This window comes from Oceaniglobus indicus (assembly GCF_002751875.1).
In the GTDB taxonomy this organism is placed as follows: Bacteria; Pseudomonadota; Alphaproteobacteria; order Rhodobacterales; family Rhodobacteraceae; genus Oceaniglobus; species Oceaniglobus indicus.
In genome coordinates, this window is the sequence record NZ_NMZM01000002.1 from 271837 (window position 1) to 284953 (window position 13117).

15 protein-coding genes are annotated in these 13117 nt (G+C 61.4%); 2 read left to right on the forward strand and 13 right to left on the reverse strand.

Annotated elements, in window-relative coordinates; all coding sequences use genetic code 11:
- The first annotated feature begins 14 nt into the window (after positions 1 to 14).
- Complete coding sequence (gene flgH, locus CFP68_RS03850; RefSeq protein WP_099824732.1) at positions 15 to 737, forward strand: flagellar basal body L-ring protein FlgH; 723 nt, start codon at positions 15 to 17, stop codon at positions 735 to 737.
- A gap of 9 nt (positions 738 to 746) precedes the next feature.
- The gene (locus tag CFP68_RS03855) at positions 747 to 1250 is read left to right on the forward strand and encodes a flagellar basal body-associated FliL family protein (protein WP_099824734.1); all 504 of its coding nucleotides are present in this window, start codon (positions 747 to 749) and stop codon (positions 1248 to 1250) included.
- A gap of 41 nt (positions 1251 to 1291) precedes the next feature.
- Here the strand turns inward: CFP68_RS03855 and CFP68_RS03860 are convergent, their stop codons facing one another.
- From CFP68_RS03860 to CFP68_RS18600, 13 genes are all read right to left on the reverse strand, one after another.
- Positions 1292 to 1648 carry a hypothetical protein gene (locus CFP68_RS03860; RefSeq protein WP_099824737.1) on the reverse strand — a complete coding sequence of 119 codons (357 nt, stop codon included), beginning with the start codon at positions 1646 to 1648 and terminating at the stop codon, positions 1292 to 1294.
- Positions 1645 to 2292 (reverse strand): EscU/YscU/HrcU family type III secretion system export apparatus switch protein, encoded by a 648-nt coding sequence (locus CFP68_RS03865; protein ID WP_338152799.1) that lies wholly within the window; start codon positions 2290 to 2292, stop codon positions 1645 to 1647. Before CFP68_RS03865 ends, CFP68_RS03860 begins: the two co-directional genes overlap by 4 nt.
- A 40-nt stretch (positions 2293 to 2332) precedes the next feature.
- Positions 2333 to 2935: a plasmid pRiA4b ORF-3 family protein gene (locus tag CFP68_RS18385; protein WP_241523942.1), complete on the reverse strand. Its 603-nt coding sequence runs from the start codon at positions 2933 to 2935 to the stop codon at positions 2333 to 2335.
- Positions 2932 to 4578 (reverse strand): IS66 family transposase, encoded by a 1647-nt coding sequence (tnpC, locus tag CFP68_RS03875; protein WP_099824739.1) that lies wholly within the window; start codon positions 4576 to 4578, stop codon positions 2932 to 2934. The genes CFP68_RS18385 and tnpC overlap by 4 nt, the downstream gene beginning before the upstream one ends.
- Positions 4579 to 4637: 59 nt before the next feature.
- Positions 4638 to 4988, reverse strand: coding sequence for an IS66 family insertion sequence element accessory protein TnpB (gene tnpB, locus CFP68_RS03880; RefSeq protein WP_099824741.1), 351 nt, complete (start codon positions 4986 to 4988; stop codon positions 4638 to 4640).
- Positions 4985 to 5377: an IS66-like element accessory protein TnpA gene (gene tnpA, locus CFP68_RS03885; protein WP_099824743.1), complete on the reverse strand. Its 393-nt coding sequence runs from the start codon at positions 5375 to 5377 to the stop codon at positions 4985 to 4987. The genes tnpB and tnpA overlap by 4 nt, the downstream gene beginning before the upstream one ends.
- Positions 5378 to 5408: 31 nt before the next feature.
- On the reverse strand, positions 5409 to 5876 hold the full coding sequence (locus tag CFP68_RS03890; protein WP_158234127.1) for an EscU/YscU/HrcU family type III secretion system export apparatus switch protein: 468 nt from the start codon (positions 5874 to 5876) through the stop codon (positions 5409 to 5411).
- Positions 5873 to 6649 carry a flagellar biosynthetic protein FliR gene (locus tag CFP68_RS03895; protein ID WP_099824748.1) on the reverse strand — a complete coding sequence of 259 codons (777 nt, stop codon included), beginning with the start codon at positions 6647 to 6649 and terminating at the stop codon, positions 5873 to 5875. The genes CFP68_RS03890 and CFP68_RS03895 overlap by 4 nt, the downstream gene beginning before the upstream one ends.
- On the reverse strand, positions 6646 to 8730 hold the full coding sequence (flhA, locus tag CFP68_RS03900) for a flagellar biosynthesis protein FlhA (protein ID WP_099824750.1): 2085 nt from the start codon (positions 8728 to 8730) through the stop codon (positions 6646 to 6648). The genes CFP68_RS03895 and flhA overlap by 4 nt, the downstream gene beginning before the upstream one ends.
- A gap of 237 nt (positions 8731 to 8967) precedes the next feature.
- Positions 8968 to 11007 carry a hypothetical protein gene (locus CFP68_RS03905; protein ID WP_145953392.1) on the reverse strand — a complete coding sequence of 680 codons (2040 nt, stop codon included), beginning with the start codon at positions 11005 to 11007 and terminating at the stop codon, positions 8968 to 8970.
- 80 nt (positions 11008 to 11087) lie between these two features.
- Positions 11088 to 11951: a flagellar motor stator protein MotA gene (gene motA / locus CFP68_RS03910; RefSeq protein WP_099824755.1), complete on the reverse strand. Its 864-nt coding sequence runs from the start codon at positions 11949 to 11951 to the stop codon at positions 11088 to 11090.
- 87 nt (positions 11952 to 12038) lie between these two features.
- Entirely contained in the window at positions 12039 to 12578 is a 540-nt protein-coding gene (locus CFP68_RS03915; protein WP_338152796.1) for a MotE family protein, read from the reverse strand.
- A gap of 44 nt (positions 12579 to 12622) precedes the next feature.
- Positions 12623 to 13108 (reverse strand): hypothetical protein, encoded by a 486-nt coding sequence (locus CFP68_RS18600; RefSeq protein WP_193825208.1) that lies wholly within the window; start codon positions 13106 to 13108, stop codon positions 12623 to 12625.
- Positions 13109 to 13117: the final 9 nt, after the last annotated feature.

Sequence of the window (13117 nt, forward strand, 5' to 3'; positions counted from 1 at the left end):
GGAACCTCCCCACCATGCGTTTGTCCGTCCTTCTGATTCTCGGTCTTCTTGCCGCCTGCGGTCGTCTTGGCCAGATCGGCAAGCCCCCCGAACTCAGCCCGACCGATACCGGTTACGAACTCAGCGCCATGGCCAATCCGGGTCTGCCACAAGTGGTCGAGCTGCGGACCGAGCTGGACCAGGCATCATTGTGGAGGGGCGGGCGAAACTCGCTTCTGGGTGATCGGCGTGCCGAGGGACGGGGTGACATCCTGACGGTGGTCATCGAAATCGACGACAAGGCGGAGATCTCGAACTCGACCCAGAGATCCCGTAGCGGGACCGAAAGCCTCGGCATCCCGCAATTGTTCGGCATCCCCCAGCGGATCGACGAAAAACTGCCCGATGGAGCATCCCTTGCCGATGCGGTTTCAACCTCGTCCAACAGCGTCAGCGCCGGTGACGGTTCTGTGCGTCGCAACGAAAAGCTGACGCTGCGGGTCGCGGCGACCGTGGTCAACCAATTGCCCAACGGGGTTCTGCAAATCCAGGGATCGCAAGAGGTGCGCGTCAATTTCGAGATCCGCGAGTTGATCGTGACCGGCTATGTGCGCCCGCAGGACATCTCGCGCCAGAACGAGATCACCTATGACAAGATCGCTGCTGCACGCATTTCCTACGGCGGGCGGGGCCAGATCACGGATGTGCAGCAGCCGAGGTATGGACAGCAGATCGTCGACGCCATCCTGCCTTTCTGAGGACCGAAGATGCTTGCAAAACTCATCCCCCTGATCATCGGCCTCGCAGGTCTCGGGCTCGGCGTCGGCGCAGGGGTGGCCTTGCGCCCGCCGCCACCGGAACCCGCGAACGAACAGGCGGTCGATCACGCCGCGGCCGGAACACAACCGGCGCCCGCAGCAATGCCGGAGCCGCCAAAAGTCGCGATCGAGAGCGAATTTGTCGCGATGTCGAACCAGTTCGTCTTCCCCCTGGTCGAAGATGGCGACGTCGGCGCGCTGGTCGTTCTGACGCTCACCCTCGAGGTGACGAAGGATCAGGCCGAAACCGTTCTTGTTCAGGAACCCCGCCTGCGCGACGGCTTTCTCAGGGTGATGCTGGACCATGCCAACGCCGGCGGGTTCCGGGGTGCGTTCACCGCCAATGATTCCATGGATCGCTTGCGCAACGCCTTGATCGAAAAGGCGCGCGAAACACTGGGAGCCGCGCTCATCGACGTTCTGATACTGGACATAAACCGGCAAGACGTCTGACGGAGGGTCAGAAATCTGCTCTGCCCCGTCACGGCTCGTGGTTACGTGCTGCGGGGCTTTGCACGTGAGTCTGCAAGCATCCGCAACGCCTCGGCACGGCCGAACGACTTTCGCGCAACACCAAGATAACCTTCGCGCGCCGCCGCAAGACCGGCGCGGCGCTGTTGCAGCGCGCGCAGGTGTTGTTCCGATGCTTGCTGCCATTTGACATCCGCTCCGGACATCCGCGCGGCATCCAGGTCAAGGCTTGCCGCGCGCGTCCGGGTATGATTGCGGATTCGATCGATATCCGCCTGCAATGCGGCCATCTGCGCCGCGATCCGGCTGACGTTCTGCAAATCGGCATCGCGTTTCATGTCGGCGATCGCTTTCAGACGCATCAGATCCGCGCGTTTCATCGTGTCCTCGCCTTCTGTCGCATGGCTTCGGCAAACCGGATGGCGGCGGCCACGGCCGCGTAATGGTCCGGGTGGATCTCGTCACCCAGATTCAGCGACGCATGCAAAAGGCGCGCGGTCGGCGGGTCGCTGTGCAGGGGAATGCCATGTTCCGCCGCGATCTCGCGAATGCGCGCCGCGATCTCGTCGACGCCCTTGGCAATGCAGACCGGCGCCTGTCCGGCGCCGCGTTTCCATTCGAAAGCCACGGCATAATGCGTTGGGTTCACGATAACGACGTCGGCCTTCGGAACATCCGCCAACATCGTGTTCATGGCAATCTGGTATCCCTTCTGACGCCGCTGCTGCTTGACGTGCGGATCGCCTTCCGATTGCTTTGCCTCGTCCTTCATGTCCTTGTGAGACATCCGGTTCTTGCGCATATGCTCGGCACGCTGCCAAAGGAAGTCGATCCCGCCCAGCACGATCGCGATGCCAAGCACCAGCGTCAGGAACGACACCGACATTTTCAGGATCAGCCCGGTCACCAAGCGCGGGTCGAGATTGATTGCCGCCAGAACTTCCGGCATCCTGGACCAGACGAAAAGCCCGAGAATTGCGGAGTAGATCACGAGTTTCACGAAACTCTTCGCGAACTCGAACAAACGTAAGCATCCGCCGAAGGCCGTGGCTGTGCCGTATTGATCAGAGGCGTTTGGGAGCGGCCCTTGGTTTGCGCGGCTTTGGTGCCCACTTTTTGGCGAGGCGCTCGAAGTTGTCGAGGATACGGCCGATCTCTGCCTCTTCAGGGTCGAACTTTCCCCCATACCATTCCAACATCCGGTCGTGCTCATCGTGCTTGGGTTCGGCCATGGCTTCGAGGAAGTCGGCGTAGCCGGGAAAGCCACCCACATCTTCAGGGGGACAAGCACCGATGGCCCTGACGAGGCGCGGGTAGTCGGCACCCGGGATGGCGTCATCGATCTTCTCGACCTTGATCACATGGTGCCAGTTGTCTCCAAAGTCATAGATGTAATGGATGGTCTTGGTGCCGGCATCCTCGAGCACATCAAGCAGACTGGATTTGCTGGCAGGCAGCGGGCCATCGTAATAGCCATCGGGATCGGGCACGCCCCAGCCAACACCGCCGGCCCGGAACTCATAAAGGTGGCTGTCGGTCCAGCCCATGGCGGCCTGGATCACATCGTGCAGACGGTTGAGTTTGATCTTCAGTGGCACATCGAAGCGCCGCAACACCTGAGGTTCGACGTCAGATAATGTGACCTTGAGGCGCGCGACCAGCGTCATGCGGCAATCCTTTTCAATTCAGTGGTGGTCTTCCAGTGCCAAGGCAGCAACTCATGCACACGCGATATCGGCATATCCGGCAGACGGGCGAGCACATCGGCCAGCCATGCCTGCGGATCGATGTCGTTCATCTTTGCCGTGACGATGAGGGTATACATGAAGGCTGCCCTGTCGCCACCGCGCTCGGACCCAGCAAAAAGCCACGACTTTCTGCCCAATGCGATGCCGCGTAGAGCGCGTTCGGCGGCATTGTTGGTCAGACAGAGGCGCCCGTCATCAAGGAATGCAGTAAAGGCTTCCCAGCGACCTTTCCCGTCGAGCATGTAATTGATCGCCTTGGCGACAGGGTTGTGCTTTGACATCCGGGCCCGCTCGGCCCGCATCCAGTCGTGCAGATCATTGACCAGCGGCGCGACCCTTTGCTGCCGGACTTCATGACGCGTTGCTGCTGACAAGCCAGTGATTTCGCGCTCGACAGCAAAGATAGCGTCGATCCGCGTCACGGCATCCAACGCGATGGGCGAGATCTCCTCTGCCACCTTTTTGCCCTTGTGGGCGATGGCTTTGATATCGGCCAGCTCAAAGAACTTGCGCCTGGCATGGCTCCAACACAGCGCGGATCGCACCGGCCCCGGGCTGCGATCCGCCAGATACAGATCATTGTAACCGCCATAGATGTCTGACTGCAGCACACCATGCCACCCGGCCAGGTGCCGTGTCGGGTGTTCTTTCCGACGATCTGCTGAGAAGTGAAAGAGCGCGGCAGGTGGCGCACCCCCATTCCAGGGACGATCATCGCGCACATAGGTCCAGAGCCGCGCTGTTTTTGTGCCCCCACGCGCCAGGAGCGGCACGGTCGTGTCATCACCATGCAGACGCCCGCCGTCCAGCACATGGCATTCGATCAGCGCATGGATCGGGGCAAGCGCCACACAGGCATGACCGATCAGATCGGCAAGCGTAGACAGGCTGAGGTCAATGCCTTCTCGTGCAATGCGCTCGGCTTGGCGGTTCAGTGGTTGGTGCTGGCCATATTTGTCAAAGGTGATCATGGCGATCAGGCTGGGCCCGGCCCATCCTCGTGGGATCGCATGGAAGGGTGCTGGTGGCTGGCTGATTTTCTCGCAGGCTCGGCAGGTGAACTTCTCCCGCACTGTTTGGATCACCTTCCACTGGCGGGGGATCACTTCAAGCGTCTCAGTGATGTCCTCGCCCATCTTCACGATCCGGTCGGAACCACAGCAGGAACAGTTGGTCGGGGCCTCAACCACGACACGTTCGCGCGGCAGGTGGTCGGGAAAGGGTTTGCGCACTGGCTTGCGCCGCGCGAAGGCGCGCACGGCGCTGGTCGTGTCTGTAGTAGCGGCTTGTTCAGCTGCCAACGCATCCTCTATGGCTGCCGCTTCCAATTCCTCAAGCTGCAATTCCAGTTGATCGATCAGTCGGGCGCGACGTTCGGAAGAGATCCCGTATTTGTCGCGCCGCAGCTTGGCGATCTCCAGCTTCAATTCTTGGATCATTGCCTCCGTGCAGGAGACCAAGGCGCGGGCTTGCACCAATTCGGCCTCTGCAGCTTGCGCACGGGCGGTCTGCGCGGCAAGTGCGGCGCTCAATTCGGCGATTTGCAAGGCGGCATTTGACATGGCAGATGCCTAGCATAAACGCTACGAAAGGCCAATAAAAACAGGCGCTTCACCGCAGATTATCCAGCCGTTCTGGGCCTTTGCGTCCAGCGCGGATTACGCCAGTCGATCCCTTCCAGAAGATAACCGAGCTGGGCGGATGATATCGCCACAGCCGTCCCGTCCTGGCTCACAGGCCAGATGAACTTGCCCGCCTCAAGCCGTTTCAGATACAGCGACATGCCAACCCCGTCATGCCAGAGCAATTTCACCAAGTCGCCTTTACGCCCACGAAAGCAGAATATCTCACCCGCATGCGGGTCACGCCCAAGGCCCTGTTGGACAGACAACGCCAAGGTGTTCATCCCGCGCCGCATATCCGTCACCCCACCCGCAATCCAAACCTTCGTGCCCACCGGAAACGCGATCATGGCCGCACCATCAAGCCATTGAGCAGACGCGCAGCAGCCTCCATGTCAAAGCCGGAGGGGATCGTCACGCGACACCGCGGGCCGAGATCAATGGTCATGACAAGAGCTTGCGGCGCAGGAACATCATCAGGGCCAGAGCCGTCTTCGAGCTGAAGAACGCGCAAAAATTGTGGGCCAGCCCCAAGCAGCCCATTCTTGTGCCTATATCGCCAATCGTAAAGCTGTGATCGCGAAATGTCATGGCGCCGTGCGACCTCCGCCAATGTCACGCCATCGCCACGGCTTTCCTCAACGATCCGGACCTTCTCATCATCCGTCCAACGGCGACGGCGGCCGGTATCAGAGACCGACAAAACTTGAATACGGCGGGTGTCTTCGTGTGCGTCCATAAGGACACTCGATAAACAATCTCGCAGCCCATCAGCCAGACGGCCCTCGGCGGATGTTTACGAACAAACCGCCGCGGCCAAACTTGTTCTTGGCGTTTCCGAGAACTGAAATCCGGCTCAGCTTTGGTTGCAACTTCGACAACGTGACCGTGAAGCTGCGTTGCGCGATGACGCACATCAGTGCCAGCGCGGCCGGAAACAGGAAGAACGGAGCAAGGCGCCACGTCATCTCGCTGGCGATGCCGGCGCCGATGCTGGTACCGCTTCCGGCAAACACGAGGTCGGCCAAGGTCACCGGACGTATCAGGAACCCCGACAGACCTTGCGCGAAACCTGAAAGTGCCGGCACGCCCAGCGCCATGGCCGCCAGCAGGAACCCCGCGTACGAGGCCGCCGTGGTCAGGTCATTGGATCGCGGAACCTCGCCTTTCTTGCGCGCATCGTCGAGCTTCTTCTGCGACGGTTCATGTTGTTTGTCGTCGTCCTGATCGTCGCTCACGGCGTGGCCTCGAACGGCATGGCCAGAAACCGATCGAATGCGGCAGACCATACCGACAGCATCATGGGCGAAGCGACGGCGAAAATCACCAATCCCGCCAACGTGATGGCAGGCGCACCGACGAAAGCGACCATCAACTGCGGCATGGCGCGGTTGATGACCCCAAGCGCGACATTATAGATCAGCGAGGCCGCAAGGAATGGCGCAGCAAGGCTGAACGCGAGCGAAAACGCCTTGGACACATGGGCCACGGCCCAGGGCGAGAGTTCGCCCGCGGCGGGCATCTGTCCCGGCGGCAGGATTTGATAAGTCAGCTGAAACAACATGGCCAGCTTGACGTGAAGCCCCATCATCGCGGCCAGGGCAAGGCCGCCGATCACCAGAACATGTCCGATGGCCGGCATCGGTTCGGCCGCATTTCCGCCGAAAATCTGTGCCAGCGACGTTGCTTGCGCCGCAATGGACCCGGCGATCATGAGCACGAGAATGAAAAGGCGAAGGATTGCCCCGATGCTCAGCCCGATGATCGTCTCGGACAACAAGAGCAGATCCCACCGCGGTGCCACGGTCAGATCGGGCAGCTGCCCGGCGACAACCGGCGCAAGGATCGACGTAAACGCAAGCGCCAGAACCAGCCGAACCCTGACCGACACCACCCGCTCTCCGAAGATGGGCATCAGCGCCGCCGCCGCACCCACGCGCAGAAAGACGACGAACCCCAGTGCGAGCGCGGCCTGAACCTGGGCCAGAACCTCGCCCGTCGGGCCGTTCATGCCGCGATCAGGCCGACAAGCGACGGTTTTGCCCCGGTTCCTATTTCCTCGAAGGACAGGACCGGGTTGGCAAGACCGCGCGCCGACATCACCGTATGCAGAAACCGCCGGCGCCGGGCAGACGTGATGACGGCCGGAAAGGTACCGTTCTCGGCCGCGCTGCCGATCTTGTCCGAAATGGCGCCGGCAAGGCGATTGAAATCCTCGGGCGACAGGGCGACATCGGGCGCACCTGTTTCCGTTTCGATCTGATGCGCCAGAAAGGTATCCTCCCACTCTGGCGCGAGCTGCAGAAGCGGCAGCGTCCCGTCGGGCCTGCGCAGTTCCGCAACCATCTGGAACCCCAACCGCTGTCGGACGTGTTCGCAGATCGATTCCGCTGTGGCCCGGGCGCCGCGGGCTTCGGCGATCGCCTCGAGGATCAGGGGGAGGTTCCGGATGGAGACCCGCTCTTCCAGAAGTAACCGAAGCACGGCCAGCAACATGTCGACCGGAACCTTGTCGGGCACGAGTTCATCAAGGAGACAACGGTTGGCCTCTGCGCGCGTGGCGTCGGACAGGTTGGTGAATTCGTCCAGAAGGCGGCGAAGTGCCTTCATGGTCAGAAGCCGCGGGAAATTCTGTTTCATCACCTCGAGAAGGTGGGTCGCCAACACCTCGGTCGGGGTGACGGTGGTTATCCCGTTCAGCGCAGTCCGATCCTGGTCCGCCGACGCGATCCAGCGCGCCGGGGCCCCGTAAACAGGCTCCTTCACGTCCTCCCCGCTTGGAATGCCGGCCTGCTCGTCATTGATCAGGGCCAGAACGCGGTCGGCATATACCCTATCGCGCACCTGCTCGACACCATGAATGCGCAGGACATATGTTCCCGGCGGCAATGCCGCGTCGTCCGTCAGCCGGATCTCCGGCAGGATCAGGCCGTAAACCGTCGCCACATGGCGCCGCATGTTGCCGATCCGGGCATCCAGGCCCGTGGCCGGGTCAAGCACCATCGGAACCAAATCGGTCGCGAATTCAAGATGTATGTCGTCGAGATCCAACAAGTCCCCCATTACGACCTGGGGAAGTTCATTGGTATCGACCGCAGCGGCCGGTGACGGTCGCGCCGCCAGTCCGATCTTGCGCTGCACCGCCCAGGCCGCCCCACCAAGGGCCAATCCGCACGCAAGAAACGGCAGAAACGGCAAGCCGGGCACAATTGCGAACATCACCATCAACAGGGCAACCGTGCCGAGGGCGGGCGGGAAACGTCCCATCTGGGAGAAGATCGCGGTGTCGGTCGAACCGGTGGCGCCACCACGTGCCAACAGCAGCGCCGATGCGATCGAGATGATGACCGCCGGTATCTGGCTGACCAAACCGTCCCCGACCGTCAGAATTGCATAGGTTTCGAACGCCCGCCCGATCGGCATGTCGTGCACCACCACACCGATGATCAGCCCCATAACGATGTTCAGCATAGTGATCAAAAGGCCGGCCACCGCATCGCCCTTGACGAATTTCGATGCACCGTCCAGCGATCCGAAGAACGTCGTTTCCTGCTGCTCCTTCTCGCGACGTTCCTTGGCTTCGGTGTGATCGATGGCGCCGGCGGACATGTCACTGTCGATCGCGAGTTGTTTTCCCGGCATTCCGTCCAGCGCAAAGCGCGCGCCCACCTCGGCCATCCGGGCGGCACCCTTGGTGATGACCACGAAGTTGACGATGAGCAGAACACCGAAAACAACGACCCCCAGGAACAGGCTGCCGCCCATGACGAAGCTGGCGAAGCCCTCGATGACCCCCCCGGCGGCGCCCGTCCCCGTGTGCCCTTCACCAATGATAAGCTTGGTCGAAGAGACGTTGAGGGAAAGCCGGAGCATGAGCGACGCCAGAAGAATCGTGGGAAACGCGGAAAAATCCAGCGGCCGTTCAATGAACAGCGTCAGCGTGAACATCAGGATCGCCAGCGCGAACGAGATCGTCAGCCCGACGTCCAGAACCCAGGCCGGCATCGGCAGGATCATCATCACGATGACCCCCATCAGCGCCAGCGCCAGCAGGATCGTCGGCTGAAACAGACGCTGCACTGAAAACGTCATGGCCGGCCGCCTTCTGGCTGTGCCCCGATCAGCCAGATCAGATGCTGCGGATCCGGGACTCTAGAGACGCGAGGGGATGTCCTGCCCCAACAGCTCACAACGACCGAATGGGAATCGTCACGGTGCAAAAGTATGGTTTGGCTCATCGGCGCTTCTCGCTTGCGGTGCCGAATTCTTCGGCCCTGTCGCAATACGGCTAGCGATTCTTCGTTTACAAACGGTAAGCGTCCGCCGTCCTTATTCCGCGCCGAGCAGGTCGCTCAATGCTTGGCGGCGCGCCCTGCTTTCGCTCAAGAGCGCCTTGTTCGCAGCGAGAACACCAAGAGTATCCGCGGTATCAGACGTCCCCGGCATCTCGTCCGGTTGCACCACATCGCCGGAGGGGTCGGGCAAGCTCCGCGCGATCGTCACCAACTCAACCGCTTCCGGGTCGGCCAAACCGGCAAGGTAACTTTCCGCGATCCTTGGCGCGTCTTCGAGAAGGGCAAGCCGTGCACGGAGGATTCTCTCCCGCGCGGTCGGAATTTCGGTTATATCGCCCAAGGCGGCCCGGGCCTGTGCTGGCATGCGCAAGGCGGCCAATCGTTCGGCCAGGGGGAGGCGCGCCGGCGCGATCAGCGGTTGTCGGGCAATTTCCGGCAGACCCACCGATAGAAACTCCGTGTCATCGGACCGTTCGGCCAACCCCACCAGAGCCGCACTTCGCAGTGGCTCGGCAGCGGCGATGTTCATGAAACCCCGCGCTTTCATTTCACGCAGATATTCCAATGCCTCCTTTATCGAACCATTGTGGATCAAAGCTTGAACGGTCGCTGTCGCCAGCGGCGCGGCCATTTCGGACAATCGGATCTCGGAGGTGAGCGCCTGAGCATTTTCAATGAACGAAAGTGTGACCGGGGATTCCGATGCAATCTGCGACTTCAGAAGTTCAACCATCGCCCGGGCCGCGTCTTTGCTTCGGCTGGCGGACACTTCAGCCAGTTTCGCCTCGGCGGATACGCGGTTGTCTGCGTCGAGGTCCAACTCGGCCGCCACCATTGTCGCGCCGGGAGAAGGGTCGGACCCACCACGCTCGATGGCATTCCGAATGGCCAATGCACCATCCCGATCGCCACGCTGCAAAAGCGCAGACGCGACGCGCGGTCCGAGGTGACGGCGAAGATGTGAAGGCCATGCGGAAAAGGTGGCGATCACGGCATTTCGCGCCAGCGGTTTGTGTTGCCCTGACTTATCGGCAAGCAAACCCCAGATGGCGACCGACGTGTCACAATCGAGTTGGCTGTGAAGCGCGGACTCGCGCGGCACGTCGCCATCATCCATGATACGCGCAATATCTCCAAGCAGTGCATCATCGGGCTGTCCCGGGCGCACGGACCGCAACAGCGCCCGCGCTTCGGCGCCGAACGTCATGTAAATCATCTGACGCGCCAGGTTTCGGTATCCCGCGTTGACAGGACGGTCGCGCACGTCGACCAGGTTTACGCGCGCCTCGCCAAACCCCTGGATCACGATCTCGGGGTTGAACCATGCGCCGACGTCCAAAGTATCGGCTGCGATACACGGCCCCTCGGCCACGCTGTAGGATTGACCGGCGGTCTGCCGTCGATCCCGGTCGATCTGGGTTTCGATACGGATGTTCCCGCCCCCGTCCGGGTCCTGTCGCGCAGGTGTCGGATCATCCTCAGGTTGGACCGAGAAAACGGGGATCTGCTCCGGCAAGCGCATATGGAGGTCTGTCACCCCCTGCGAAACGCCGCGCGCAACTTGCGCGATCAAGGTCCGATGAACATCCTGCAATTGCGATGGAGTTTCGTGACCAAGTTCGGCCATGGGCCCATGGCTTGGCAGCAGCCGCGGTTGCGGAAAAACCACCGGCAGCGTTAGCTTTTCTGATACCTCGGCGGTCGTTTCAGCATTGACCGGACCGTCCAAACGTCGTTCAAACCGGGCTCCGGGCGACGGCGCGCCGTCGACAATATCGATCATCAGCCCTTGGTTCGGAAGTTCCACCACTTCGAGACGGCACCGACACCCGAGGCTGAACGCCACGGTTCCACCATCATGATTGCGGATCTCTGTCAGACGACCCGCATCCAGTCTGCGAAACACATCGGAGAGATCGAATCCGGTCCTCGCGTCGGTTCGAAGTTCATATCCTTCGCCGACGCGCCCAAGCCGCCACATCGGACGCCGGTCGAAATCGATAACCAGCCGCGTAAATCCCGGGTGCTCGCCACTGCGCACACGCGTTTCGGCGGAAACGGCGCCGCTCAACATGCCGATGCATATCAGAGCCGCAGTGGCGCTGATGCGGCGCGATCGCATCAACGCGATACAGGACCTGGCACATTGAAAAATCATGCGGCTTTCGCGCCCTTCAGCGATTCTTCGAGGTCTGAAAAAGCAGGACGCATATGATGCGGCATGTTCTGGCGTCCGACTTCGATGCAGATGTTGGGAGAATGATTGTGAAGATTCGCGACGAGGACTTCACGGATCAATTGATAGAAGTGCGCATCTTCCTCGACGACCGCCTTGACGCGCACGGCGATCGGTCCCACCAGTCCATAGGCAAGAAAGACCCCCAGAAACGTGCCGACCAAGGCCCCACCGATCATCTTTCCGAGAATCTCGGGCGGTTGGTCGATCGAAGCCATGGTCTTGATCACGCCCAGAACCGCGGCGACAATTCCCAACGCGGGCAATCCGTCTGCGACCGTCTGAAGTGCATGACTGGAGTGGAGCGCATGGTGCAGGCTCGCATCCATCCGCTTTTCCAGAACTTCCTCGACTTGATGGGGATCATCATAGTTCATCGACGCGGACCTCAGCGTGTCGCAGATAAGTTCCACCGCCTCATGGTCTGCCTGCACCCTTGGATATCTGCCGAATATCTCGCTACTGTCGGGCGCCTCTATATGTTCTTCCAGCGCCACCGGATTCTGCTTTGCCAGGCGGATGAGCTCATAAAGAAGGCACAGAAGGTCTCGGTAGTCGCCGGCTTTCCAGCGCGGCCCCTTGAATACCTTTCCCAAGTCCCTGCAGGTCTGCTTGATCGCCGGAATGTCGTTCGAAAGAAGAAACGCCCCAACCGCGGCCCCCCCGATCATCGTCATCTCGAAGGGCAGTGACTTCAGGATGATCGCCATCTTGCCGCCGGCCATGAGATACCCGCCGAACACCATCACGAACACCACGGCGATACCGATCAAACCAATCATTTCAGCTCTGTCTCCTTGGGTGGGACCCTGAGCCCCGGAACAAACGTGGTTGTGCGAACCCGCAGCATGACGGCGGCTCGCCTGGATTTATCTGGCCGGCGCATTTGCGTTGCGACCGGCGAGAATCACACTGATGACATTGGCCGCTTCGGGCGACAGGCCCTCCACGACCTTCGCCGCGGCGTCCGGCCTCATCCGGCCGAGGAATCCGGCCGCAAACTCGGGCACCATGGTTTCGAACAACAACGCCGCTTCCTTGGGTTTCATGTTTTCGTAAACAGCCGTCAGGCGCGCAACATCGGTCTCGGCGGCGGAGTCCGCACGGGCGAGCGTTTCTTCCAACGCGCGTTCAGCCGCCTCCAGCGCCGCCAGCTGATCCGCGATCTCGGCCTCGGCCGTCGCCAGTTTGGCCGAACGCGCGGCATACCGCGCCTCGCGCTCATCCAGACGTTCTTCCCGTTCGCGCAGAGCCTCGAGAACGGTGGCGACATCCCGCGGCGGCTCGCAAGATTGGTTCGCGAAACCACCACCTCGAACGTCGAGATCTCCCATTTCGCGCGCTATCGCCTGTCCCGTGCCACCGATCAGGCGCAGCAGCCCCGACAACACGAGAATCAGCGCGATCACCGACAACGGCCCCAGCCCGACACCCATCAACCGTCGTTTACGCATCATTCCGCAGCCTCCGGGGTTGCCGCGTGCCGGTGGCTGGAAAAGAAGGATCGCACGGGGGGGCTGGCGGTCGTCAATGGCACCGGTTCGGGTTCGGGGCTGGCCCGCGTGGGTGGAGCGGCCGGCCCTTCGGCGGGACGACGAAAGGACACCGGCGGTTCCTTGGCCGGCTCCGCGCTCGATGGACCCACTGGATCGGCATCGGAAAGGTCATGCAGGGCCGCAACGTTCAGCTCCAGCCGCCGCGCCACGTCTTCCGCCCTTCGGGTCAGTTCTTCCAACGTGCGGCCAGAGGCGCCCGCCTCGGTCTGCGCCGCTTTCAGGGTACGGGTCATTCCGTCGACTTGCGCCGACAGAACGGCAATCGCACCCCCCATGCCGTTTTCGAGGTTGGTAAAGCGGGTCAGCCGGCGTGACAGCACGACGCAATAGAACGCAGCACCCAGGGCGCCTGCGATCATCAGGATATCGGAAATCAGTGTCATGCCCTCTCC

Coding starts and splice junctions, on each gene's coding strand:
- CFP68_RS03905 (WP_145953392.1), bottom strand. CDS start 11,007: ATGTTGAGCGGCGCCGTTTCCGCCGAAACGCGTGTGCGCAGTGGCGAG.
- CFP68_RS18385 (WP_241523942.1), bottom strand. CDS start 2,935: ATGACGCTGGTCGCGCGCCTCAAGGTCACATTATCTGACGTCGAACCT.
- CFP68_RS03860 (WP_099824737.1), bottom strand. CDS start 1,648: ATGAAACGCGCGGATCTGATGCGTCTGAAAGCGATCGCCGACATGAAA.
- flgH (WP_099824732.1), top strand. CDS start 15: ATGCGTTTGTCCGTCCTTCTGATTCTCGGTCTTCTTGCCGCCTGCGGT.
- CFP68_RS03895 (WP_099824748.1), bottom strand. CDS start 6,649: ATGAACGGCCCGACGGGCGAGGTTCTGGCCCAGGTTCAGGCCGCGCTC.
- tnpB (WP_099824741.1), bottom strand. CDS start 4,988: ATGATCGCGTTTCCGGTGGGCACGAAGGTTTGGATTGCGGGTGGGGTG.
- motA (WP_099824755.1), bottom strand. CDS start 11,951: ATGATTGGTTTGATCGGTATCGCCGTGGTGTTCGTGATGGTGTTCGGC.
- tnpA (WP_099824743.1), bottom strand. CDS start 5,377: ATGGACGCACACGAAGACACCCGCCGTATTCAAGTTTTGTCGGTCTCT.
- tnpC (WP_099824739.1), bottom strand. CDS start 4,578: ATGTCAAATGCCGCCTTGCAAATCGCCGAATTGAGCGCCGCACTTGCC.
- CFP68_RS03855 (WP_099824734.1), top strand. CDS start 747: ATGCTTGCAAAACTCATCCCCCTGATCATCGGCCTCGCAGGTCTCGGG.
- flhA (WP_099824750.1), bottom strand. CDS start 8,730: ATGACGTTTTCAGTGCAGCGTCTGTTTCAGCCGACGATCCTGCTGGCG.
- CFP68_RS18600 (WP_193825208.1), bottom strand. CDS start 13,108: ATGACACTGATTTCCGATATCCTGATGATCGCAGGCGCCCTGGGTGCT.